General features: G+C 68.8%; 26 protein-coding genes. 3 read left to right on the forward strand and 23 right to left on the reverse strand.

Annotated features, from left to right (window positions below; translation table 11 throughout):
* Window positions 1-170: 170 nt before the first annotated feature.
* On the forward strand, window positions 171-839 hold the full coding sequence (locus M2351_RS34835) for a LuxR C-terminal-related transcriptional regulator (protein ID WP_264660594.1): 669 nt from the start codon (window positions 171-173) through the stop codon (window positions 837-839).
* A gap of 212 nt (window positions 840-1,051) precedes the next feature.
* Here the strand turns inward: M2351_RS34835 and M2351_RS34840 are convergent, their stop codons facing one another.
* Both M2351_RS34840 and M2351_RS34845 read right to left on the reverse strand, forming a co-directional pair.
* Window positions 1,052-1,264: a hypothetical protein gene (locus M2351_RS34840; protein WP_264660595.1), complete on the reverse strand. Its 213-nt coding sequence runs from the start codon at window positions 1,262-1,264 to the stop codon at window positions 1,052-1,054.
* Window positions 1,265-1,532: 268 nt separating this feature from the next.
* Entirely contained in the window at window positions 1,533-2,636 is a 1,104-nt protein-coding gene (locus tag M2351_RS34845) for an alpha/beta fold hydrolase (RefSeq protein WP_264660596.1), read from the reverse strand.
* A gap of 237 nt (window positions 2,637-2,873) precedes the next feature.
* On the opposite strand from M2351_RS34845, the gene M2351_RS34850 reads away from it, so the two are divergent.
* A complete protein-coding gene (locus tag M2351_RS34850) occupies window positions 2,874-3,392 on the forward strand; it encodes a peptidoglycan-binding domain-containing protein (protein WP_264660597.1) in 519 nt (172 codons plus the stop codon).
* Between the two features lie 119 nt (window positions 3,393-3,511).
* Here the strand turns inward: M2351_RS34850 and M2351_RS34855 are convergent, their stop codons facing one another.
* Complete coding sequence (locus M2351_RS34855) at window positions 3,512-4,822, reverse strand: cytochrome P450 (RefSeq protein ID WP_264660598.1); 1,311 nt, start codon at window positions 4,820-4,822, stop codon at window positions 3,512-3,514.
* A gap of 607 nt (window positions 4,823-5,429) precedes the next feature.
* Here M2351_RS34855 and M2351_RS34860 point away from each other — a divergent pair.
* Entirely contained in the window at window positions 5,430-5,663 is a 234-nt protein-coding gene (locus tag M2351_RS34860) for a hypothetical protein (RefSeq protein ID WP_264660599.1), read from the forward strand.
* A gap of 112 nt (window positions 5,664-5,775) precedes the next feature.
* On the opposite strand, the gene M2351_RS34865 is transcribed toward M2351_RS34860, so the two are convergent.
* From M2351_RS34865 to M2351_RS34960, 20 genes are all read right to left on the reverse strand, one after another.
* Window positions 5,776-6,312 (reverse strand): transposase, encoded by a 537-nt coding sequence (locus M2351_RS34865; protein ID WP_264660600.1) that lies wholly within the window; start codon window positions 6,310-6,312, stop codon window positions 5,776-5,778.
* Between the two features lie 18 nt (window positions 6,313-6,330).
* Window positions 6,331-6,591: a hypothetical protein gene (locus tag M2351_RS34870; protein WP_264660601.1), complete on the reverse strand. Its 261-nt coding sequence runs from the start codon at window positions 6,589-6,591 to the stop codon at window positions 6,331-6,333.
* A 161-nt stretch (window positions 6,592-6,752) separates the two neighbouring features.
* Window positions 6,753-7,556: an SDR family NAD(P)-dependent oxidoreductase gene (locus tag M2351_RS34875; RefSeq protein ID WP_264660602.1), complete on the reverse strand. Its 804-nt coding sequence runs from the start codon at window positions 7,554-7,556 to the stop codon at window positions 6,753-6,755.
* 154 nt (window positions 7,557-7,710) lie between these two features.
* Entirely contained in the window at window positions 7,711-8,166 is a 456-nt protein-coding gene (locus M2351_RS34880; protein ID WP_264660603.1) for a DUF4399 domain-containing protein, read from the reverse strand.
* 203 nt (window positions 8,167-8,369) lie between these two features.
* Entirely contained in the window at window positions 8,370-8,903 is a 534-nt protein-coding gene (locus M2351_RS34885) for a cytochrome P460 family protein (protein WP_264660604.1), read from the reverse strand.
* Between the two features lie 75 nt (window positions 8,904-8,978).
* Window positions 8,979-10,436 (reverse strand): dihydrolipoyl dehydrogenase family protein, encoded by a 1,458-nt coding sequence (locus M2351_RS34890; RefSeq protein ID WP_264660605.1) that lies wholly within the window; start codon window positions 10,434-10,436, stop codon window positions 8,979-8,981.
* Window positions 10,433-11,149: a TVP38/TMEM64 family protein gene (locus M2351_RS34895; protein ID WP_264660224.1), complete on the reverse strand. Its 717-nt coding sequence runs from the start codon at window positions 11,147-11,149 to the stop codon at window positions 10,433-10,435. The genes M2351_RS34890 and M2351_RS34895 overlap by 4 nt, the downstream gene beginning before the upstream one ends.
* Before the next feature lie 80 nt (window positions 11,150-11,229).
* Window positions 11,230-11,688, reverse strand: a complete 459-nt coding sequence (locus M2351_RS34900; RefSeq protein WP_264660225.1) for a hypothetical protein — start codon at window positions 11,686-11,688, stop codon at window positions 11,230-11,232.
* A 29-nt stretch (window positions 11,689-11,717) separates the two neighbouring features.
* A complete protein-coding gene (locus M2351_RS34905; protein ID WP_264660226.1) occupies window positions 11,718-12,173 on the reverse strand; it encodes a hypothetical protein in 456 nt (151 codons plus the stop codon).
* 34 nt (window positions 12,174-12,207) lie between these two features.
* Complete coding sequence (locus tag M2351_RS34910) at window positions 12,208-12,561, reverse strand: hypothetical protein (RefSeq protein WP_264660227.1); 354 nt, start codon at window positions 12,559-12,561, stop codon at window positions 12,208-12,210.
* Window positions 12,562-12,654: 93 nt separating this feature from the next.
* Entirely contained in the window at window positions 12,655-13,074 is a 420-nt protein-coding gene (locus tag M2351_RS34915; protein ID WP_319801956.1) for an organic hydroperoxide resistance protein, read from the reverse strand.
* A 196-nt stretch (window positions 13,075-13,270) separates the two neighbouring features.
* Window positions 13,271-14,455, reverse strand: a complete 1,185-nt coding sequence (locus tag M2351_RS34920) for an MFS transporter (protein ID WP_264660606.1) — start codon at window positions 14,453-14,455, stop codon at window positions 13,271-13,273.
* A 53-nt stretch (window positions 14,456-14,508) separates the two neighbouring features.
* Window positions 14,509-17,646, reverse strand: a complete 3,138-nt coding sequence (locus M2351_RS34925) for an efflux RND transporter permease subunit (RefSeq protein WP_264660607.1) — start codon at window positions 17,644-17,646, stop codon at window positions 14,509-14,511.
* On the reverse strand, window positions 17,643-18,755 hold the full coding sequence (locus M2351_RS34930) for an efflux RND transporter periplasmic adaptor subunit (protein ID WP_264660608.1): 1,113 nt from the start codon (window positions 18,753-18,755) through the stop codon (window positions 17,643-17,645). The genes M2351_RS34925 and M2351_RS34930 overlap by 4 nt, the downstream gene beginning before the upstream one ends.
* A gap of 33 nt (window positions 18,756-18,788) precedes the next feature.
* A complete protein-coding gene (locus M2351_RS34935) occupies window positions 18,789-19,139 on the reverse strand; it encodes a hypothetical protein (protein WP_264660609.1) in 351 nt (116 codons plus the stop codon).
* A 144-nt stretch (window positions 19,140-19,283) separates the two neighbouring features.
* Entirely contained in the window at window positions 19,284-19,733 is a 450-nt protein-coding gene (locus M2351_RS34940; protein ID WP_264660610.1) for a MarR family winged helix-turn-helix transcriptional regulator, read from the reverse strand.
* Window positions 19,734-19,793: 60 nt separating this feature from the next.
* Window positions 19,794-21,065 (reverse strand): epoxide hydrolase family protein, encoded by a 1,272-nt coding sequence (locus tag M2351_RS34945; RefSeq protein WP_264660611.1) that lies wholly within the window; start codon window positions 21,063-21,065, stop codon window positions 19,794-19,796.
* 62 nt (window positions 21,066-21,127) lie between these two features.
* Window positions 21,128-21,763, reverse strand: coding sequence for a maleylacetoacetate isomerase (maiA, locus tag M2351_RS34950; protein WP_264660612.1), 636 nt, complete (start codon window positions 21,761-21,763; stop codon window positions 21,128-21,130).
* Entirely contained in the window at window positions 21,760-22,005 is a 246-nt protein-coding gene (locus tag M2351_RS34955; RefSeq protein ID WP_264660613.1) for a hypothetical protein, read from the reverse strand. Before M2351_RS34955 ends, maiA begins: the two co-directional genes overlap by 4 nt.
* A gap of 11 nt (window positions 22,006-22,016) precedes the next feature.
* Window positions 22,017-23,771, reverse strand: a complete 1,755-nt coding sequence (locus M2351_RS34960) for a cytochrome c biogenesis protein DipZ (protein ID WP_264660614.1) — start codon at window positions 23,769-23,771, stop codon at window positions 22,017-22,019.
* Window positions 23,772-24,045: the final 274 nt, after the last annotated feature.

Below are 24,045 nucleotides of genomic sequence, written 5' to 3' on the forward strand. Positions count from 1 at the left end.
CCGCTCTTCATAGGTTAGGCAAAGCGTTCCGTCGAGGTGCCGCATATAGCCCAAAGGGCAGGTTTTAAGCGGCGGCATATGGTTAATTTTTTACTAACGCTAGGGTGGTTTGTACGCAAATGATCGGGTAGCGTCCGGCCGAGTTAATCGCTTTTGAGAGTGACTGAACGATGCACCCTGTTTCCATCTTTCTGATTGACGCCAACAAGTTGTTCCGCGAAGGCATGAAGGCCCTGTTCTCCGACGGGGAGTTCCGCGTCACGAACGAGGCTGCGAACGCGGAAGGAATGCTGTCGGGCGCAGAAGGCGAAGCGCCCCAACTCATCATGCTCGATCCGGCTTCGACGCGGGACACGGTGCAGGCGGTGACGGCGCTGAAGGGCCGGTTTCCGGAAGCACGCCTGGTTCTGCTCGCCACCGAACTGGACACCACGGAGATGGCCAACGCCATCCAGGCGGGCGCCGATGCCTTCCTGATGAAGGACATCTCGCCGGCAGCGCTCGCCCAGTCGCTGCGCTTGGTGATGATGGGGGAAAAGGTATTCCCCACCCATCTGGCCGCCCTTCTGATCGCGGGCAAGGTGAACGCCAACGCCAACGGGCCGTCCATGCCAAAGGGCCTGTCGGGGCGCGAGGTGCAACTCGTGCAGCGCCTCCTCCTGGGCGACAGCAACAAGATGATCGCCATTCACTTGAACATCACCGAGGCAACGGTGAAGGTCCATCTCAAAAGCCTGCTGCGCAAGATCAACGTCTCGAACCGCACCCAGGCGGCGATCTGGGCGCTGGAGAATGGCTTCGGCAGCAAGGTGGAAGGGACTACCTTGGAGGTCGCCTGACCAATGTCGCGTGCCTCTCTGGATGAGAAGGCCGGGCTCCGGCGTGCGGGGAAAACGTACGACAGAGCCTGACTAAGAGCACGGTCTCACACTGCTGCCGATATGAACGTCGCAGCTGAGGAGGGTCTCTCCATCACGCGGAAGAGCGTATTGCGACGAGGCGCTCCGGCTTCGAGCCAGGGGTGCGACAACCGCACCGTTTGAGGCTTTCCTCAGCGCTCTTGCATAGCCCGAAGGAACTCAACCAGCGTGGCTCGTTGCGCATCCGTCAGCCGGCTGATCCGCTCGGCCAACTCATCGGTCGATTGCGACAAAGCGGAGGCGCCACTCGCCGCTCCGTCTGGTCCGGTGGCGGGCTCCGTGCCTCCTGACATGAGCCAGTCCGGATCGACGTGGAAGGCGTGCGCGTAAAGCTTCGCGCGCATGGCCGTCAGCACCCGTTGCCCACTCTCGTCCAGGGGGTAGTCAGGCCAGCCAAAGGCGTCCGCAGCGGCGTGGGCGCTAGCATACCCGGCGCGCTCGCGTGCGCGCCGAAGGCGCTCGGCCGTGAGAACATCAGCTTGCGACGGCATGTCGGGACATTGCCAGATGTTGGGCGTGTGGACAAAGCCGCGAAAGAGTTACCGTTTCCCGACCATCGGTCGGAAGAGCGCAGGCGAGGCTTTCCGCATCGAGCGGCCTGATCACCATACGTTACCGACTGAGCGCCGCCAGCCACGCGTGAATGGCCGGCCAGACGATGGCGTGGGCCGAGCGGCCGACCAGGACGCCGACGTGTTGAAGCGCGACCCCTCGGTCGCCGGTGTAGTGGAGCACGTGCGCGTCGCGACCGGCGAGCACCGCGAGCGCCGAGGCTGGCGGAATGACGGTGCTGCGCGGATCCACCACGGCCAGGATCGGCATGCGAAGCCGGTCCGGCCCCACGTTGCACTCATGGATGCGGAGAAGCCCGCGAGCGAAAAGATCCTGGCGGTACAGGGCTTCCAGAATGTCTTCGAAGAGACGTGTGGGGATCGGGCACTCGTCCAGCGCCCAGCGCATTACCCGACTGTGCAGGACGGCGTCGCGCGGATCCGCGATGCTGGCCAGCCAGTCGCGCCACACCGCCGCGGCGAAGGTGTCCGGTGCGGCCGCGACGCTGATGGCGGTGAGAAAAGACCCCGGAACCGTGCCGAGCAGCGCATGCATGCCGCCGAGCGGCGGCGTGCTGGCAACCAGCGGCGCGAAAACGCCGGCTTTCGCCCCGAAGGAGAGCGGCGCCTCCAGCAGGACCAGCCGCTTCACCCGGTCCGGATGACGCGCGGCGAAGATGGCCGCCAGCGTGCCGCCCAGCGAATGGCCGGCGAGCGGTACGCGCCTCTCACCGGTTTCCGCCGCGACGGCATCAAGCGCGCGCAGGATGAGGCGGTCCGCGTAGTCCGAAAGTCCGAATTCCGCCGTCGCGGCGTCGGGTGTGGTCCACTCCACCAGGTACACGCGCCAACCGGCGGCGCGTGCATGGCGCACGGCGCTGGCGTCCGGGGCCAAGTCCCAGATGTAGGCGCGCTTGATCGGTGCGGGTACGAGCACAAGCGCAGGACCGGAAGCCGGACCGCCATAGGCGCGGATCCGGATGCCGGGTTGCGAGGACAGGACCCGGAAGGGCGCTTCGTCAGGGCCAAGGCCGGCAGCGTCCATCAGCCGGCCGCGGAACCGCCTTACGTGATCAAGGGCGTGCAACATCAACGCTTCTTCCACAGCGTTCCGCGCCGGCCAGTCCGCCGTTGTGCTCCAGCGGCTTCGGTCCGGCTGCGCCAAGCAAACCGATATCCGCCGTAAACGTTGCTGGCCAGGCGGGCGTCCGGGAGATCGGCGTGGCAAGAACAATCATTTCAGTGATGACGGCACAGGCGATCCATGCCGCCGCTCGCCAAATCCGTGCTTCCGCAGCGGTGACAGAAAACGGCAAATAACGCGCCGCGGTGGAACCACAGCCCTCCGTCGAAATTTATACACATGTATGACGCGCTGATAGCGCAGAACGGGAGGGAAAACATGATCAGACTGAACGAAGCGGTCATATCCGCCAGCCTGCTTCTGGCTCTTGCTGCGTGCGGCAGCACGGACACCTCGCGCACCGCCACCGGCGCCGGCACCGGTGCCGTGGCCGGAGCCGTGGTCGGTGGCCCGGTCGGTGCGGTGGTCGGCGGCGTCGGGGGAGCGGCGGCGGGCCACTCCATGGACGAGAGCTTGGGAACCAAGACCGACCGCCTGACCGACCAAGCGGCGAATAAGACATCCGAGGCGGTCAACCATACCTCCGACCGCCGGGAGACGGTGGGGCGGACCTCGTCGATGCCTCCCGAGCGGGTTCGCAACGTCCAGCGGGCGCTGAACGACAACGGCAGTCAGGTCGCCGTGGACGGCCGGTGGGGCCCCGCGACGCGCAAAGCCCTGGAGGACTTCCAGCGCTCTCATGACCTGAAGCCGACCGGTCGGCTGAACGCCGAAACCCAGGCGGCGCTCAACCTGGATCAACCCCGGGCCGGCACCGGCAACTCCGGCAACCGGTAGAGTGGCCATCGGCCAAGGGCGGACCGTGGGCGTGCCCGCGGTCCGCTCTCTGGCCGGCTGCGTGCTCCCTGTCGACACGACCGCCGAAGTTCGATGAACGCTTGGCAGACGTTTGGATATCAGGAATGCGGGGCGATCCGTGCCGACAAACCGCCTGCTGGGCGGAGCGTGATGAGGGCCTGCATGGGAATGGGGGACGTGATCCCCAAGCTGACCTCGAAGTGTGGCACCAGCGTCGCCAAGGTGACCACCATCTCGGTCATCGCGAAATGAGCGCCAATGCAGGTGCGTGGCCCGCCGCCAAACGGGAAGTAGGAATAGGGAAGCCGGACCGGTTGGTCCGGCGCGAAGCGCTCCGGGACAAAGCGCTCAGGCTCTGCCCAGAAGCGCGCATCCCGCTGAACCACATAGGGGCTGAACAGAACGGTCGAGCCTGCCGGCACTTCATACCCATCGATCATACCGGCGGCCACCGCCCGCCGGCCGAACCACGCGATCGGCGGATACAGCCGCAGGGTTTCCTGCACCACCATGCGGGTGAAAGCCAAGCGCTCCACATCCTCCCACACGGGCTGATGGCCGGCCAGAACGCTGCGTGCCTCCTCGCGCACCCGTTCGGCGGCCTCGGGATGACAGGTGAGCAGGTACCAGGCCCAGCTCAAGCCCGCGGCCGACGTCTCATGCCCGGCGAGGAACATCGTCATGACCTCGTCACGGAGTTGCGTCGGGTCCATGCCGGTGCCCGTCTCCTCATCACAGGCGGCCAACAGCATTGCGAGCAGGTCCTGTTCTTGCCCATTGGCCTCTGATCGCTCCGCGATGATCGCGGCGACGGCCGCATCTAAGGTGGCGAGCGCGCGGCGGAAGCGGCGGTTGGCCGGCGTGGGCAAGCCATGGAAAAGGCCGGTCAAGGACCAGAACCGGGACGCCAACTGTTCTTGAACCATTTGGACGGCGTTGCCGATTCCGGCGTGACGGTCGTCCCGGTGGAACATTGCACGCAGGATGATGGTCAGGGTGAGACATGACATCTCCGCCGCCAGATCGATGCGCATGTCCGCCTGTGCGACTCGCTGCCAACGTTCCGCCGTCTCGGCCGCGGCAGCGGCCATCACCGGCACGAAGCTGCGGATGCGTTTGGACTGGAACGCCGGCTGCACGAGGCGGCGTTGCCGGCGCCACAGTTCGCCCTCGCTGGTCACCAGTCCGTTGCCGAGGACGGGTTTGAGCATGTCATGGAAGGGCGTGCGCCCATAGTTGGCGTGGTGGTCCTGGAGGACACGCCGGACGTAATCGGGATGTCCAATCAAAATAACGGGCCGACGGCCGGGCACCTGAAGGCGCACAAAATCTCCGTGCTCACGCTGCGCTGTCTGGAAAACGGCCAGTGCGTCATGGCGCAGTTGTGGCAGAAGGCCGACGACGGGCAACCCACGGTGCACCGGCGTGTGTCGTCGGGTGTTTACCGCAGCCCCCTCTTCTGACGGCACGGACATCGGTCTGTGCCCCCGCATCCGATGATCGCTGTGTGAGACACCGCGTCCCGAAGGCCAGTACGGCTCTCAGTCGCAAGGACGAAGGTACAGCATGGAACCCCCCACAACCCCTGGGCATATGGAATACAGGCTTCCGATCAAAACCGAACGGGGGCTTAGCAAAAGGCGGTTCACGCCATCAACGACGCGGGGTGGATCCGCTTTTCGCCGAACCGGCTGTTGCTAACCACCCCGCGTCGTTGATGGCGTGAACCGCTGTGGTCAGGGCGCCCCCTCTTCCAGCCCGCTCTTACGCATTAACGTCCGCCATGTGAAGAAGCTGAGCATCGGCGTAAGCATCGCCTTCTGCTGGGTGCTCAGCCGCGCGCCGAGTACGTCGCGGTAAGTCCGTATGTAGGGCCCGATCCGCAGTTCGCTCATTTCCTTTGTGAAGCTCCGGTTGGCCGGAGCCCCCACGGCCGGTCATCTCGCCTTTGACCTGCCGCGCCACCATTCTTGAACGGATCACTCGAAGCGTGGACCACAGCTGGAGAGACACCCAATGACAGCCCACAAGGTTCCGCTCCCTTTCGAGCGCACCTTCACGAACTTCCTTCCCGCCGGGCTGGCGCCCTGGCTGTGCCGCCTGCTGCAGGTGAAACAGGGCGTCCATTTTGTCATGGAGCCCGATACCGCGGCCGGCTCGATCCGTCTTCTGGCCTGCAACCAGCAGATCATCCTCTGTGCCGTCCGTGCCGTGGAGGATGCCGGCTACATGCAACGGATTGGCGCATGACCCACTAGCCCCGGCTGAAGCGTTCCCCGCGGCGGCGTAGGCAATCCGTGGGGTTCCGTCATCTGTCGCGCCACGCCCGGAGCTGAAGCGGAGGAGGCGCGGAGGGTGCCCGCTATGCAACGGCGAGCATGTCATGCAAGGCGGCGACCCTCTGGACATGAATCGCCCATCGGCGTGCGGCGAGGACATGCTGCTTGCGCCAGGCCACCGGCCGCAGGGCGTTGCGCACCTCGTCGTGAGCCCGGCAGAACCGGGCCGCACTGACCGCGGATTTGAATCCACGCATCGGGCGCGTGCGCCCTTTGACCCCGCGGTGGTCTTGCCCCAAATGGTTGTTTTTGTATTTGGATGTTCGCCGCTCGACGTCGGCGCCGAAGACCGCGTCGAGCGCCGGCGGATAGCCGGCGTGCTTGTCGGAGGTGATGGTTTCCGGAATGATGCCGGTGACCGCCACGGCCGAGCGGAAGAACGCCTCGGCGGCGGCTTGGTCACGCGTCGCGCTAAGGAAGACGTCGACCAGGTTGCCGTTTGTATCGATTGCTCGATACAGGGACTGCCACTGCCCCGCGACCTTCAGGTAGGTCTCATCGACGTCCCAGCTCCGGCCGATCTGACCCTTCCGGCGTTTGCGTAGGGCCTCGGTGAGCAACGGCGCCAGCTTGGCTTCTCAATCGCGCCCCGCCTCATGCGAGACGACCAAGCCACGCAGCAGCAGGATTTCCGCGAGGTCCCGCAGGCTAAGCTTGAGCCGTAGCCGCCACAGCACGCTGAGAAAGGCCACGTCGGTGGGGAGCAGCCGGTTCAGCACCGAGCCGGTGCGTTCGTTGAACTGGCGCCCACACCCGCGGCAGCGGAAGCGCCGATACCCGTGTGCCGCCCGGTCCGAACGCTCCGCCGTCGCGGTCGAAGAGCAGTGCGGGCAGCGCATGCGTAACCTCCAAAAGCGGAGAAAAGCGGAGGTGACCCTCTACGACAGCTCCAGTGCGACGATCAAGCTGACGCGAGCCCTGACGGAACCCGTTTGCGCGCTGGCCCTCTTTCTTTCGTCCTCCGGCATCCCGCGATCACGGCTTTGCGCGGGCGCTGCCCTCAGGCCGGCGCCTTGCCCAGGCCGTAGCGGGGCGCGACGGTCGCGCTGGACAGGTGGGGCAGCATCGCTTGCCGGGCCGCCTCGTAGGCATCCCACTGGGCGCCGTCCTGGAGGGAGGGAATGGTCGCGAACTCGCCGCGGTCCAGCCCGACCAGCGCCGCGTCCACCAGGTCGGTCGCGGACATCACCCAGGCTTGCGGCAGGTTGTCGACCGGCAGGCCGGCGGTATTCCAGAAGTCGGTCGCCGTGGCGCCGGGCAGCACCACCTGGACGCGGACGCCCTGGTCGGACAGCTCCTTGCGCAGCGACTGGCTGAAGGCGAGCACGAAGGCCTTCGTCGCGCCGTAGACACCGTTCAGGATCTCCGGCCCGATCGCCACGATGGACGCGATGTTGACGATGGTGCCGCCGCCGCGGGCGACGAAGCGCGGGGCCACCGCGTAGGTCAGCCGCGTCAGGGCGGTGACGTTGATGCCGATCATCTCTTCCATGCGGTCGGCATCGGACTGGAGGAGCGGCCCGGCACCGCCGAAGCCCGCGTTGTTGACCAGCAGGGTGACGGCCTCGTCCGTGGCCAGGATGCGCTCCACCGACCGGAGCTGCTCCGCGTCGGTCAGGTCGGCGGTGACCGTGCGCACCACGACGCCGTGCCGGCGGCGGATGGCGTCGGCCTGCTGCGCAAGGCGGTCGGTGTTGCGCGCCACCAGGATCAGGTCGTGCCCGCGCGCGGCCAGACGGTCGGCGTAGACGGCGCCGATGCCGGACGAGGCGCCCGTGACGAGCGCGGTTCCCTTGCTGCTCATGTTCTCGTTCCTTCTGCTGTCCGCCAGCGATCTTGCGGCGGCGTTGGTTGAAGCCTATGCGATGAGGTCGGTGACTGGAATGTCATAGAGGCAACGTTTTCGGACATGTTCGGGGGCGTCGGCGACCGGCCGCGGCCCTGCCGTTCGCGCGTCGTCACGTCGGATCGGGCACCGTGAATGTCACCGTCTGCGCGGCGAGGATGCGGTGCTCCGGGTCGGACAGCTCGACCAGCAGCTTGTGCGGGCCGGGCGGCATGCCGACCACGACGATGGTGTCGGTGTTGCTGAAGTCCCCCCAGTGCCAGGGCAGGTCGTCGACGGTCACATGCAGATGCCCGACCCGTGGAGAGACGTTGCGGGCGGGCGCCCCGAGCACCGGCACGACGCGGAAGTTCTCCGTCCGGTAGGAGATCAGGACGGCGCCCCGCGCCAGCGGACCTGGAAGCGGAGGGTCGACGACCAGCTTGGGCGCGGGCTCGTTCTCCATGGGGATGATCGGCGAATGGCCGGCTCCGTCCTTTGCGCCGTGGGCGAAGGCGGTGCCCGCGGTCGGCGCGGCAGCCGCCAGGGCGGTGGCCAGGGCGAGGATGGCGATGCGGCGGATGGTCATGGTGCGCTCCGGTGCGTTCATTCCTGCTGTTGTGACGCACCCATGTCGCCCGAATGTGTCCGATGGAACGGCTTTATGTATCGGACTGTGCAGCGCCTGCGCGTGGACACACGGGTGTACAAAGTCGCCTCCGCGGCTTGGGCCGCGGCTGCCTCCTTTCGCCGGAAGGGACCGGCCACCCGAACCGCTGGGCGCGCCCCCGTTCACCGCTTCGCGTAGGCCGTGAACACATAGTCCTTGGAGGCCACGATCGTGTGGCACGCGTACCCACAACCGGCGTCGGTCCCATCGGGCGTGAAGCTGTCGGACGCGGCGTCGTGGTTGAACTGGGCGTATCCCCACCCGCCGCTGTCCGCGAAGCGCCGGCTGTCCCTCACCATGAAATCGACGTTGTCCAGGCCGTCGGGCACCGTCGTCGGCGCGGGCGCTTCCGCGCTCGTCGTCGGCTTCCAATGGACCTTCGCGATTCTGGAGCCGTCGGGGAACGGCTTGCCGTTGCCGGGAACGCCGGCGCGGTAGGCCTCGATCGCCACGGGGTTGGCGAGGATCACGGCGAGTTCCTCGTCGGTCTTGCTGACCGCGACCGTCTGCCAGTCTTCGTAGCCCCGGAATTCGGCGAGGGCGAGCCCGTTGGGCACCTGCACGGCGTGCTTGTCCTGCGCGGAGATGGCGGCGCCGCCAAGCACGGTGAGCGCGACCGCAATGGTCCCCATCAGCCAGTAGGGCGTTCTCGTCATGGTCATTCCTCGTGTGGGATGTGAAAATCGACCCGGCCGGGGCCGCGTCCTGGTCCGGCCCCTTAGTCCGGCGGGTCAGCCGAACCAGGACAGCAGCCGCACCAGCCGCCGGATGCGTTCGCCGAACAGCTTCGGCGTGTAGAAGCTGCCCGCGGCGCGCTTGCTGACCTCGCCCAGCGTCGGGTAGGGCACGATCATCCCGGCCAGCGCCTTGACGGTGAGCCCCTGGCCGATCGCCAGCGTCCAGACCTGGATCAGCTCGCCGGCCTCGGCACCCAGGATGGAGGCGCCGAGGATCTTGCCCGATTTCGTCGTGACCGCCTTCACGAGGCCGGAGGTCTTGCGCTCCGTCTGGGCGCGGTCGTTCTCGACGAACGGCCAGCGCAGGACCGTGATGACGTCGCCGTGCGCGGCGCGGGCCTGCTCCTCGGTCAGGCCGACATGGGCGAACTCCGGCTCCGTGTAGGTCACCCAGGGCAATGCCCGGTAGTCCACCTTGGCGGGCAGGCGGAACTGCGCGTTGCGGATCACGATGCCGGCGTGGTAGCCGGCCACATGGGTGAACTGCGGCCCGCCGGCCACGTCGCCGATGGCGAAGACGCGCCGGTTGCTGGTGCGCAGCCGCGCATCGACGGTGATGCCGCGCGGGCCATACGCGATGCCGGCCTTCTCAAGGTCGAGCCCGGCGACGTTTGGCCGCCGTCCGGCGGCGACCAGAATATGCGAGCCCGTGATCCGCTCCTCGTCGCCCTCCCCGGTGTCGAGCACCAAGGCGACGCCGTCCCCGTCCGGCTCGACCCGCAGGATTTTGACCCGCTCGCGGACGGCGATGCCCTCGTTGACGAACTGCTGGCGCAGCAGCGTCGCCAGTTCGGGGTCGTCCTTCGGCAGGACGCGGGCGGCCTCCAGTACGGTCACCTCGGCGCCGAGGGCGCGATGGGCCTGCGCCATCTCCAGGCCGATCGGCCCGCCGCCGATGACGATGAGGTGGCGCGGCAGCACGGTGTTGTCGAACACCGTCTCGTTGGTGAAATACGGCACGCCGTCCAGTCCGGGGATCGGCGGCACGGTCGCGCTCGACCCGGTGGCGATGACGAAGCGCCGGGCGCGGATCCGCGTGTCCCCGGCCACGACCTCGCGCGGGCCGGCGAAGCGGGCGGTGCCCTGGATGACCCGGACGCCGAGCCCTTCAAAGCGCTCGATAGAATCGTTCGGCGCGATCGCGGCGATCACCTCGTGGACGTGCCGGTTGACCGCCGCGAAATCGACGCCGGGCGGCGCATACTCGACGCCCAGCGCCCGCTCGCCGCGCCAGCGGTGGGCCGCCTTTCCGGCGGCCAGCAGGGCCTTCGACGGCACGCAGCCGGTGTTGAGGCAGTCGCCGCCCATCCGGTGGCGCTCGATGAGCACGGTGGAGGCGCCGAGCTGGGCCGCGCCGGCGGCCACCGACAACCCGCCGGAGCCGGCGCCGATGACGCAGATGTCGACGTCGAGGATGCTGTTGCCGATGTTGCTCTTGGTCGTGTTGCTCATGGCAGTTTCCCCGCGGGCTGCGGCGCGCCGCGCCGGAACCGCTTGTGGATGACCGGAACCAGGGCCAGGACGGCGAGGCCGATGACGGGAAGGAGCACGCGCGGCTGGAGAAAGGCGGAGCCGTCCGGCGTGCCGCCGCTGTCCAGGATGGCGCTGAGGCCGGTGCCGACGCTGGTGTAGACCAGGACCCCCGGGATGATCCCGACGAAGGTGCCGATGACGAAGGTCGCCGTGCGGACCCCCAGGAACGCGGGCGCCAGGTTGACGAGCCAGAAGGGGAACAGCGGCACCAGCCGGAGCACGAGCATGTAGCTCAGTTCGTCCTCGCGAAAGCCTGCCTCCAGCTTTTGCAGAAAGGGGCCGGCGCGGGCGCGCAGCAGGTCGCCGAGGACGGTCTTGGCCGCCAGGAAGACGGCCGTGGCGCCCAGTGTCGCCCCAATCAGGGTGCACAGCCCGCCCCACGCGGTTCCGAACAGGAAGCCGCCCAGCGTCGACAGCAGCAGGCCGGTGGGCAGCGACAGAGCGGTGCAGACGGCGTAGACGAGGACGAACAGCACGGGCGCGCCGACGCCCAGGCTGTCCATCCGGCCGACCAGCCAGTCGTGGTTGCGGGCCAGGGCGGCGAAGCTGAGGTAATCGAACGCTCCGGTGATCTTCAGGACGGCGACGACCGCCGCGACCACCAAACCGACGGCCAGCAGCCGAAGCGTCAAGGACGTTGCCGGCGCTGCGGCGACCGGGCCGCCGTCGCCGTGCGGTCGATGGGGTGTAACGTTTGGGGGTGTAAAGCTTGTCATTGCCGGATCTCTCCGTGTGTGCAGCGGCGGGGGAAGCCGAGGAGGACCCGGAAGAAGACCACCGTGCCGATGCCGAAAATCGTGTTGAAGGCGATGTCGAACGGCACCGCCGCGGAAGGGAAGCCGCCGCCGACGCCCAGCCCCTTCAGCGGCAGCACGACGAACCAGTGCACAAGCAGGGGGAAGATGCCGAAGAGGAGCCCGCCCAGTTCTCGCCCGACGCTGGCGGTCAGCCGCCGCTCGACCAGAGCGTAGGCCAGTCCCCAGAGCCCGTCCCAGAACGCCGCGTTGAGGCTTGCCGGAACGCCGAGGGGAGGTACGGGCGCCAGGCTCCAGGGCAGGGCGGGGACGAGGTGCGCGAGGTAGAGGAGAACGCGGAGCCCGTCTTCCAGGAGCAAGTGCGACAGGATTCCAGCGAGGAAGCCGACGCACAGGCGCGTTGATGTGCGAAACATGGGAAAAAACCTGTCGACGATCCGGGCGGTCAGCCGGGCAGCGCGTCCGGTGACGTCCGGTCCGGCCGCCGTGCGGCGGCGAAGGCGGACCGGAACAGGATCGCCGTGCCGAGGCCGTAGATCAGGTGAAGGGCGATGTAGAGCGGGTTGAAACCGCCACCGACGCCGAGCCCCTTCAGCGGCAGCACGACGAACCAGAAGACGGCCAGCGGCGGAATGCCGTAGACGAGCCCGCCCGGAAGCCAGCCGAAGCGGGCGGTCAGCCGCGGTTCGAGCGCGGCGTAGGCCACGCCCCAAAGCCCGGCCCAGAAGGCCAGGTTGAGGCTCAGCGGCACGCCCAGCGGCGGCACCGGCTTCAGGCTCCAGGGCAGGGCCGGCTCCAGATACGCGAAGTGGAGGATGGCCAGCAGGCCGTCCTGAAAAATCAGGTGTGATAGGCCGCCGGCCAGAAAGCCGAGGAACAGCCGTGTCGGAATCGTGCGCATGGAAAGACTTTCTCGTGATGGGGGTGCCGCCACGTCAGCGGACGGTGGGCGTCTGCCCGTCCACGCGCCGGGCCACGGTGACGGCCGTCGGCGCCGTCTTCAGCCCGAGAAAGCCGCGCCCGAAGGTCAGGAACTGCTGCGCCTTCGCGGCGTCGCCCTGGTCCCACAGCGACGCCGCCATGGTGAGATACTTACTGGCCTCGTTGCGCTCCTCCCGGCCGATCGTGCCGGTGTTGCGCTCCACCAGAGCGGTCTTCGCGTCGCTGAGTTGGGTAGCGAAGCTCTCGGGCGTGCCGGATGCGCCGTTGGCGGCGGCGGCGATGCCGGCGGTGGAGGTCAGCAGCGCGGACGAAAGAACGGCGGACGCGGCAATCGTGCGAATGTTCATGATCGTCTCCATGGCGGTGTTGGGGTCGGACGGCCTGCCCGCGGTGCGTAGACAGGCCGTCCGTGATGGGGCCGGGTCAGACGACGGTGCGGGTCAGACGACGGTGATCGTCACGTCGATGTTGCCGCGGGTGGCCAGCGAGTAGGGGCAGGTGCGGTGGGCCGCCTGGACCAGGGCCTGCGCGGTGTCGCGCTCCACACCCGGCAGGCTGACGTTGAGGCGGGCGGCGAGGCCGTACACGCCCTCGGTCAGGCCGAGATCCACCTCGGCGTCGACCGCGAGTTCGGCCGGCAGAGCGACCTTCGCGTTGCGGGCGGCGATCTGGATCGCGCCGATGAAGCAGGCGGACCAGCCCGCGGCGAACAGCTGTTCTGGGTTGGTGCCGTTGCCCGGCTTGCCGGGCGACCTCAGCGCGATGTCCAGGCGGCCATCGTCGCTGCGGGCGGTGCCGTCGCGCCCTCCGGCGGAGGTGTGGGTCTTGCCGGTGTACAGCACTTTCTGCAGGTGGGGCATGGTGGGGTCCTTCGTCGGGAGCGTTTGTGTTCGGTTCCGATAAGATCGGATGCGATTGAAAAATGCGCCAAGCGGGCCGGAGAGTCAACTGTCCGATCTCATCGGATGCGACTGACTTGGGTCTCAGCCGATCACGTTTTTGCGAGCGGAACGGCGGGAAGGGTGTCCGGCGCCCCGGCGGCGCGCCGGAGCGGGTTCAGGAACCCTGGGCGAGGGCGGCGGGAGCCGCTTGGCGGGCCCGCAGCACGATGAACGCGTAGGCCGCCTCCGCCAGCACGAAGGCGACCGCGATCAGCGCCGCGCCGACGAGGCTCAGATAGTGCTGGTCGATGACGACGATCACCACGCCGCCGAGGACGCTCGAACAGGCGATGCCGGCGTAGAGCGCGGTGTTGTTCAGCGCCATCAGCAGGGGGGCCACCTGAGGCGCCGTCTTCACGAGGCGATGCTGCTGCGGAACGATCAGCCCCCAGCCGCAGCACCCCCACACCAGCAGGGCGAGCACGGCGGTCACGGGGTGGGCGGAGGTCCAGGGCAGCAGGCAGAAGTTCCCGATCGCGATCGCCAGCGCGGCGACGATGATCGTCCGGCTCTCGAAGCGGTCGACCAGACGGCCGGCCAGCAGATTGCCGAGCGTCGCGGCGACACCCCAGAACAGGAACAGCGCGGCGAGCGTGCGCTCGTCCCCGCCGGTCACGCGGTCGAACACGAGGCTGGAATAGTTGTAGACCATCAGGAACCCGCCGAAGGCGAAGAGCGTCGTCAGCAGCGTCAGCGCGATGCGGATGTCGCGGACCGGAGCGAAACGTTCGCGCAGCGTGACGCGCGGGGGCTGCGGCACGGACCGGAGCAGGATCCCGACGCCGATCATCGTGACGAGGCCGAGCGCCGCGACGAACCAGAGCGTGGTGCGCCAGCTGCCGAATCCCCCGATGAAGGTGCCGAGCGGTGCGCCCAGCGCCGTGGCGCCGGCAAGGCCGGCGGTCACCGTGGCCAGGGCGCGGCCCCGCCGTTCGGGGGCGACGAGCGCGGCGGCGATGCCGAGTGCGGCGGGCGAGAACAGCGCCGCGCCGAGCCCGGCCACCGCGCGGCCGACCAGGACCGTGTTCAGGTCGGACGCCAGCGCGTTGATCGCGTTGCCCAGGACGAAGATGCCCAACGCCGCCACCAGCAGGGGCTTGCGCGGCCATCCGCCGGCCACCGCGGCCATGACGGGGGCCAGCACCGCGACTGTCAGCGCGTAGACGGTGACCATCTGCCCGGCGAGGCTCACGGAGGTGTTCAAGGAGGCGGCGACGCTTGGCAGGATGCCGGCGACGACGAAGCTGTCGGTGCCCATGGCGAACATGCCAAGGGCGAGCATGAGAAGGCGACGATCCATGGAAAGGACCTTTCTGTGTTGACAGGAATTAGCCTGGAGGGGGAGTGGACGGCTCAGCCCGCGGGAAGGGCTTCCGGGGGAACCGGACGTTCGCCTTCCAGCCGGGCGCCCTCCAGCCGGGCGGCTTGAAGGCCGCCGGCATCTGCGGGCCGCACGCGGAACCAGAGGGCGTAGAGGGCCGGCAGGAAGACCAGGATCAGCACCGTGCCGACTGCGGTCCCGCCGATCAGCGTGTAGGCCATCGGCCCCCAGAACACCGAATGGGTCAGCGGGATGAAGGCCAGCACCGCGGCGAGCGCCGTCAGGATGACCGGCCGGGCGCGCTGCACCGTGGCCTCCACCGCCGCGTGGTAGGGGGCGAGGCCCTCTTCCTGGTTGGTGTGGATCTGGCCGATCAGGATCAGCGTGTTGCGCATCAGGATGCCGGCCAGGCCGATCAGGCCCAGGATGGCGTTGAAGCCGAACGGCTGGTGGAACAGCAGCAGCGTCGGGACCGCGCCGACCAGCCCGAGCGGGGCGGTCAGCATCACCATGAACAGCGCCGGGAACGACCGCACCTGAAGCATCACGACCGTGAGCATCAGCACCAGCATCAGCGGGAAGACCTTGGCGAGCGCCGCGTTGGCCTTGCCGGCTTCCTCGATCGGGCCGGCGATCTCGATGCGGTAGCCCTGGGGCAGTTTGGCGACGACCGGCTGCAGGGCCCGCCAGACCTCCAGGGAGACGTCCGGCGGCTGCCGCGCCTCGTCGATGTCGCTGCGCACGGTGATGGTCGGGGTGCGGTCGCGCCGCTTGAGGATCGGGTCCTCCATGCGCACCTCCGCGTGGCCGATCTGGTCGAGCGGGATCGTGCGGCCATCCTGGGACAGCAGCGTGAAGTCGCCGAGCCGCGCCGGGTCGAACCGACCGGCCCCCAGGCTGCGGGCCACCAGTGCCACGGTGCGGATGTCCTCGCGCACCTGGGTGACGGTCACGCCGGTCAGCAGGAACTGGAGTTGCTGGGCGACCTCGGCGGACGTCAGCCCGATCTGCCGCAGCCGCTCCTGGTCGAGCACGAAGCGGACGGTCGGCGACCGCTCGCCCCAGTCCTGGCTGACCTGGCGCGTGCTGCTGTTGGCGCGCATGACGTCCCGCACCTGGTCGGCGATGCCGCGCACCACCGCCGGGTCCGGCCCCATGACCCGGAAGGCCACGGGGAAGGGCGAGTAGGGCCCGAAGACGAGCTGGCTGACGCGCACCCGCGCCTCGGGGGCCAGACCCTCGGCGATGCGGACGCGCAGGCGCTCCTTCAGGGCGTCGCGCGCCTCCGCGTCCGGGGTCAGCACGATGACCTTGGCGAAGGACGGGTCGGGAAGCTCCGGGTTGTAGGCGAGGAAGAAGCGCGGCGCGCCCTGGCCCACATAGGCCGTGACCACGGTCGCCTCGGGCTGCTGCTTCAGCCAACCCTCCAGCTTGGTGGTGGCGGCCTGGGTGGCCTCGATGCCGGTGCCCTCGGGCATCTGCACCTCGACCAGCAGCTCGGGGCGGTCGGAGGTCGGGAAGAACTGCTTCTTGACCGAGCCCATCCCGGCGCCCGCGGCGACAAACAGGGCGAGCACCGCGACGGCGACCAGCGCCTTGTGCCGGATCGACCAGGCGACGAGGCCGCGGAAGCGCCGGTAGGTCGGCGTGTTGTAGATCGCACCGTGCCCACCGGCCACCGGCTTGATCGCCGGCAGCAGCTTCACGCCCAGGTACGGCGTGAAGGACACGGCCACGATCCAGGAGGCGATCAGGGCGAAGCCGACGATCCAGAAGATGTTGCCCGCGTATTCGCCGGCGCTGGACTGGGCGAAGCCGACCGGCATCAGGCCGATCACCGTGACCAGCGTGCCCGACAGCATGGGGGCGGCCGTGTGGCTCCAGCTGTAGGCGGCGGCCTGGATGCGGTCCAGCCCTTCCTCCATCTTCACGACCATGGCCTCGATGGCGATGATGGCGTCGTCGACCAGCAGGCCGAGCGACAGGATCAGCGCGCCCAGCGTGATGCGGTCGAAGGCGCGGCCGGTTTCCAGCATGATCAGGAAGACCATGCCGAGCGTCAGCGGCACGGCCGCAGCGACCACGATCCCGACGCGCCAGCCGAGGCTGAGCAGGCTGACCAGCAGCACCACGCCCAGCGCCATGAAGAACTTGACCATGAACTCGCCGACGGCCTGGGTGATGTTGACCGCCTGGTCGGTGATCTTCGCGACCGTCATGCCCAGCGGCAGGCCGTCGGCGATGGCCTTGGTCTCGGCCTCCAGCGCCTTGCCGAGGTCGAGACCGTTCCACCCCTCCTGCATGATCACGCCGAGCACCAGCGCGGGCTCGCCCTGGTGACGGATCAGGAAGGTGGCAGGGTCCTCGTAGCCGCGGCGAATCTCGGCCACGTCGGACAGCTTCAGGGTCCGGCCGCCCGCCGCGATGGGCGTGTCGGCGATGGCCTGCAGGTCGTCGTAGGCACCGTCCAGCCGGATGAAGATCTGCGGCCCCTTCGCTTCGATGGACCCGGCCGGCGTGACCGTGTTCTGCCGCTGGAGTGCGGCGAAGATGTCCTGGGCGCGCACCCCCAGCGTGGCGAGGCGCGGGTAGGAGAACTCGACGAAGATCCGCTCCGGGCGCTCGCCCAGGATGTTGACCTTCTTGACGCCGGGGACGTGCAGCAGGCGCTGGCGGATCGTCTCGGCCTGCCGGGCGAGCAGGCGGGGCGCCATGCCCGGCGCCTTCAGGGCGTAGAGCGCGAAGGTGACGTCGGAGTATTCGTCGTTGACGAACGGCCCGAGCGCGCCGACGGGCAGGGTGCGCGCCTCATCGCCGAGCTTCTTGCGCGCCTGATAGAACTGCTCCGGCACCTCGGCCGGCGGCGTGTTGCCGAGCAGCGTCAGCGTCATGAAGGCGAAGCCCGGCCGGGTGATCGTCTCGACGCGGTCGTACCAGCGCAGCTCCTGCAGGCGCTTCTCCAGCGGCTCCGCGACGAGGTTCTGCATCTCTTCCGCGGTGGCGCCGGGCCAGGCCGCGGTCACGGTCAGCACCTTGACGGTGAAGGACGGATCCTCGGCGCGGCCGAGCTTCAGGAAGGCGAAGGATCCGGCCAGCGCCACGGCCAGGATCAGGAACAGGGTGACGGCGCGCTCACGCACCGCCAGGGCGGACAGGTTGGGGAGTGTCATCGGGCGGCCATCCTTGGGCTGGCGTTGCGGACGCGCTCCCCCTGGTGGAGCAGATGGGCGCCGAGCGCCACGACCTGCTCGCCGGCGCTGACGCCGGAGACGAGCGCGGTCTCCTCGGCGACGCTGCGGACGGCGACGGCCCGGAAGGAGACGGAGGAGGACGCGGCGTCCACGACCCACACGCCGCTGGCCCGGCCATCGTCGTGGACCGCGCCGATCGGCACCGCGACCAGATCGCCGGCGCCTCCGCTGGTGATCGACAGGGACACCGTCGCGCCCAGCGGCGCGTCGGCCGCGTTGCCCTCCAGGACATAGCGGGCCTCGTAGGTGCGGGTCAGGGGATCGGCGGCGTCGGCCAGTTGGCGCAGGCGCGCGGGCGACGGGGCGGACATCCCGCCGTAGAGGCGGGCCTGCGCCACGGAGCCGAGCGCCGGGCGCAGCGTCTCCGGCAGGGAGACCGTCGCCTCGCGCGGGCCGGCGTGGGCCAGCCGCACCACCGTCTGGCCGGGGGCGACCACCTGCCCCGGTTCGGCCAGGGTCTCCACCACGGTGCCGTCGGCGTCGGCGAGCAGGGCCGAATAGTGGGCCTCGTTGCGCGCCACCTTCGCTTGGGCCTCGGCGGTGGACAGCTGGGCCCTGGCGCTGTCGAGGCTGGCCTTGACCTGGTCGTATTTCTGGCGGGCCGCCCAGCCGTCCGCGACCAGCTGGCGGTAGCGGGCCTCGTCCGCCGTGGCCTGGACCGCCAGGGCGCGCGCCGCGGTGACCGCGCTCTCCCGCGCGGCCAGCGCGAGGTCGAGATCCTTCTGGTCGAGCCGCATGAGCGGCTGGCCGGCGCGGACGCTCTGCCCGACATCGACCAGACGTTCCACGACCTTTCCGGGAACGCGGAAGCCGAGGTTGCTTTGGACGCGCGCCGACACCACCCCGGTGAAGGCGCGCTCCGACGGACGGGCCGGCGTGACGGTGGCGGTCTGGACGAGGGGGGGATCCTGCCGGGGATCGGGCCGTTCGGCCGCCGCCGGCCCCGCGTGGTTGATCGCCGCGAAGCCAACGCCGGCCACCACCGCCAGCGCGCCTCCGGTGAGGAGCAGCGTCTTGATCGTGTTCATCGTTGGCCTCGCTCTTCTGGCATCGATGGGTGGTTACGGCAGAGCCACCGGGCGGCCGGCCTGCTGCAGGGCGGGATCCGCCGGCACGCGGCGCAGCCCCAGCTTGCCGCGCGCGAAGTTCAGGTAGGACAGAGCCTGGGCCTGCTCCCCGCGGGCCCAATGCCACTCCGCGGTCGACAGATGCGTGTTGATCGTGCCGGTGTCGGACGGGGAGGGCGTCTTGGCCCGCGCCTCCGCGACGAGGGACGGGAAGAGCGTCGCCAGATTGCCCGCGCCGGCCGCCTGGGTGGCCGTCTGGGGGGCCGTCTCGGCGAAGGCGGACGGGATCGGGGCGGCCGACGCGAGGGCGGCGGCGATGATGGCGAGACGAAGGGTGGTGTTCATGGTCGTTCTCTCTGTGGATGGTAAAAAGTCGGGGATGATCGCGTCGGTCATCGACGCTCGAAACGTTTATATCAACCTATTGGGTGATGTGGCGGCGTAACAATTGATATCAAACTATATGCCGCCAGACAAACCGGGGAGGGTTCAGGAACCCAGCCGGCGCAACGCCGACCGGAACACTGCCAGTTCGGCGGGATCCAGGTCCTGTTCGACCGAGGCGTTGACCTCCCGCCACCGTTCCACCGCCTCGGCCAGAAGCGAGCGTCCGGAGTCCGTCAGCGCAACGCGCCGGGTCCGCGCGTCCGCCTCGTCGCGCCGGACCTCCAGAAGGCCCCGGCGCTCCAGCGGTTTGACGTTGGCGGTGATGGTCGTGCGGTCGGTGCCCAGGGCATCGGCAAGTTTGCCAATCGACGGCGGTTCCGCCTTGAGCAGATTGATCAGCAGCGAAAACTGCCAGTTGTTGAGCCCGAGGGGCCGCAGGGCCTCGTCGAAGCGGCGGCCGATGATGCGGCTGGCGCGTTGCACGCCCAGGCACAAGCAACGGTCGGCAATCAGCTTGGCCGTTTCGCTGGGGATGGAGTGTTCGTGGTCCATGAGGCATAATGTTTGATATCAACCTTTCTGTCAACGGGTGTGTTGCGGTGTCGCGCAGGTTCAGCGCAGCGGCCGGAACGCGGCGCGGAGTTCGGCGCTGAACAGGTCCGGTTCCTCCCAGGCCGCGAAGTGACCGCCCCGGTCGACCTCGTGGAAGTGGACCAGATTGCGGTAGGCGCGCCGCGCCCAGCTCTCCGGGGCTTGGTAAATCTCCCCCGGAAACACCGTGACGGCCACCGGAAGTGCGATGTCGGCGGTCTTCTGCGCGGACGCGACGATGATGCCGCGCGGACCGTTCTCCCAATACAGCCGCGCCGCCGATGCCGCGCTGTTCGTCAGCCAGTACAGCGTGACGTCGTCCAGAAAGTCGTCTTTGGCCAGCAGGCGCTCCGGCTCCCCGCCGTTGTAGTCGTACATCCAGGCGGCCAGCCCGACGGGAGAGTCCGTGAGGGCGTAGCCGATGGTCTGCGGCCGGGTCGCCATCATCACGGAATAGGCTCGGTTCTTCTTGAAAAAGGTGTCGAGCGCATCGTAGGCCGCGCGCTCCTTGTCGGAGAGGTCTGCCGGCGCCGGTCCGCCGGCGCCGAGCGCCGCAGCGATCTCGGGCGGCACCGCCGCCGGAAGGTTGACGTGGATGCCCAGCAGGCCCGGCGGCGCCTGGCGCGCCAATGCGTGGGAGACGGGCGCGCCCCAGTCGCCGCCCTGCGCGACGTAGCGGCGGTAGCCAAGGCGCTCCATCAGCACCGCCCAGGCGCGCGCGATGCGGTCGGGATCCCAGCCGGTGCCCGTCGGCTTGCCGGAGAACCCGAAGCCGGGCAGCGACGGGATCACGAGGTGGAAGGCGTCCTCCGCACGCCCGCCATGGGCCGTCGGGTCGGTCAGCGGGCCGATGGTCTTCAGCAGTTCGAACACCGACCCCGGCCAGCCGTGGGTGATGATCAGCGGCAGCGCGTCGGGATGCCGCGAGCGGACGTGCAGGAAGTGGATGTCGAGGCCGTCGATCGCCGTCAGGAACTGCGGGTGCGCGTTCAGCTTTCCCTCGGCCTTGCGCCAGTCGTAATCCGTCCGCCAGCGCTGCACCAGCTCCTTCATGGCTGCCAGCCGCACGCCCTGCGACCGGTCGGCGACGGTCTCCTGGTCGGGCCAGCGGGTCACCGCCAAGCGCCGGCGGAGGTCGGCGAGGTCCTCCTTGGGAACCGCCACGCGGAAGGGACGGATGGCGGTGTTGTCCGCCGCCGCGTGCAGCGCGCCGGGCAGCGCAGCGACGGCGCCTGCGGCCATGGAGGCGGCAAGAAGGCCGCGCCGGGTGAGCGACATCGACTGTGGAGCCATGAGCATCTCCATACTGTGTGTGATCGGGAATGGAAGGCGCGCCGCGCGCGCCGTCGTGAGGGCTACTGCGTCGCGCCCGGCGCGTTGTCGGCGAAGGCCGGAATGCCGCGCAGGGTCGACACGATCTCGGCGATGTTGGGCCAGTGCCGGATGTCCAGGCCGACGCGGTCGGTGGTCAGGGCCTGGGGGAAAAGTACGATGTCCGCTAGGGTGGGCTGGCTCCCTACCACGAAGGGGCCTGTCCGCCGGGCGCCGATCAGCGTTTCGACGGCCGACAGTCCTTCGCTGACCCAATGGCGCTTCCAGTCCGTGATGGCGCCTTCATCGACGCCCGGCAGCGCCGTCAGACGCGCCGCGACCCGGGGAGGCAGCAGGGCGTGGGTCTCCGACGCGATCGCCAGCGCGACCGACCGGGCGAACGCCCGCTCCTTCAGGTTTCGCGGAAGCAGCGGCGGCTCGGGATGGGCCTCGTCGAGGTATTCGATGATCGCGAGCGACTGCGTGAGCAGCGTGCCGTCGTCGGTCAGCAGCGTCGGCACGAGGCCCTGCGGGTTTACCCGCAGATACCCGGCCTGCCGGCTCCCGGCGTCCGGCCCAAAAATGGACACGGGTTGCCGGACCACGTCCACGCCCTTGAGCGCCAGCGCAATGCGGACACGCGAGGCGGCGGAGGAGATGCCGTTGTCGTAGAGGATCATGGTTGCTCCTTGTGTTGGCGGAGGACGCGGACCGGCGACCGCGCATCGTCGGTCTGTTGCGAGGCGGCTTGGGCAGGAACCCCGCCGTCCGCGGACGCGACCGCGGGCTTGCGGAACGGGGAGAGCGCGCGAGAGAGCGCCACCGCGTCGTGGGGGCTGCTGTCCCAGGCGCAGGGCACCAGCAGCAGTGCGGCGCCGGCCAGCAGGATCGCGGCGGATCGGACACGGAGCGTTTTGGGCATGCCTGTGCTCCTCAACCGAAGGTGAAGACGAAGGCTTCGGCGCCGGGGTCGAGGAAGCGGATTTCGAACGTTCGCTCCGTCACGGCGCCCGACTGACGGACGAGCTGGTAGAGGCGGGTCCGCTCAACGGTCCCCTGTCCCTCGGCGTCGGTGTCGGACCCGTGGTCGGCTCCCGGCGGCTTGCCGTCCACCGTGACCTGGAAACGCACCGGCCGGCCGGACGGGCCCGGGCCGAGGACCAAGTGGAGGTCGCGCGCCTTGAAGCGGTAGGTGACGCCGCCACCGGCCTTGTTGAGGGTGGCGCGCTCCGGCCCCACCGTCCAGTCGCCGGACAGGCCCCAGTCGTTGAGGTGGAGCGGCCCGGTCGTGTAGGTCCGCGGCTCCCGCTCGGCAAACGGCTCGTTCGACGCAAAGTTCGCGGCGCGCTCGTAGCCGATGTAGGTCTCGGAGGAGCGGATGTTGGCGAGGTCGGGGGCGGCCTGCGCGCCGACCGCATCCGGTTGGACCACGCCGTTCTCCGCCGTCTGGCGGCCGGCGTCGGCGAGCAGGTCCTGGATGACCTTTTCGGCCTTGTCGTATCCACCCTCGCCGAACTGGTGGTGCCGGATCCGCCCCTGCGCGTCGATGAAGTAGAGCGCCGGCCAGTAGCTGTTGCGGAAGGACCGCCAGATCTTGAAGGTGTTATCGATGGCGACCGGGAAGCCGATCCGAAAATCCGCAACGGCGTTCCTGACGTTGTCGATCTTCTTCTCAAAGGCGAATTCCGGAGCGTGGACGCCAAGAACCACGAGCCCCTGGTCCTTGTACTTTTCCGCCCAGGCGTTGATGTAGGGAATGGTGCGGATGCAATTGATGCAGGAGTAGGTCCAGAAATCGACGAGCACCACCTTGCCGCGGAGCTGTTCAGGGCTCAGCGGCGGCGAATTCAGCCACTGCACCGCACCGTCGAGCGACGGGAATTCGCCTTCCACCGGATAGTCCTTTCTGAAATTCCGCGCGCTTTCGGCGGCGGCGACCATGGTCGCCGCCGTGGTCGACCGGTCGTCATCAAAGCCGTCCAACAGCGCCTGTTCGAGGTTCCAGGTGCCGGCGTAGGACAGGCGCGCCAGAAGACCGGTGTCGAGGCCGAAGGCGATGGCCGCCGCCGTGGCGAGCACGACCACGCCGGCACCCCGGCGGATCGCTTCACCCGCGGGAAGGGACCTCTTCATCGTCGCGAACAGCCGCCCGCCCGCGAGAAGCGCGATGGCCAGCTGGGTCACCGCGCCGGCCGCGTAGGCCGCCAGCAGCAGCACCGTCTGTCCGCTCGTCCCCTGAAGCGCGGCACCCGTCAGCACGAGGCCGAGGATCGGTCCGGCGCAGGGCGCCCACAACAGGCCGGTCGCCACCCCCAGCATCAGCGAGCCGCCGGTGGTCGCGATAGCGTCCTGCCCGGCGGGGGTTTGGGACAGCCTATTGCCGAGCGCGACGACCCGGCGGGTCAGGACGCCCGCGACCGCCGGCGAGATTAGCGTGACGCCGAAGACCGCGATCAGGGCGATCGCCGCGAAACGGCCGTAGGCGTTGGCGTAGACCGCCCAGCTGCCGCCGACCGCCGCGAGCGCGGCGATGCCGGCGAACATGCATCCCATGGCCAGCAGCATCGGCAGCGTGCTCGTCAGGAACGGGCGGTTGGCCCGCGCAAAGACGATGGGAAGGATCGGCAGAATGCAGGGGCTGAAGACCGTCAGCATGCCCCCGGCATAGGCGATGAGGATGAATGCCATGGCTGCTACCTTTGACGCGGAACCTGTCGGCTGGACGGCGTTGCACCGTCGCCAGCCATGGCCGCATCAGGACACGCGGACGTATCGCCAATGTGTCCGGCCCCCGCCGATTTTGTATCGCACTGTACGGAGCGGTCTTGGCGGTGCATCGGGCGGTGGGGCTCCAGGCACCGCCACGCGCGCGGCGACAAAAATGTCAGGCACTGTATCTCGCGCCCGATCGGATACACTTGCTTACAAACGGTTCCCCAACCGGCCTCGCCGCACGCCTACA

The sequence above is a fragment of the Azospirillum canadense genome, from assembly GCF_025961225.1.
GTDB lineage: Bacteria > Pseudomonadota > Alphaproteobacteria > Azospirillales > Azospirillaceae > Azospirillum > Azospirillum canadense.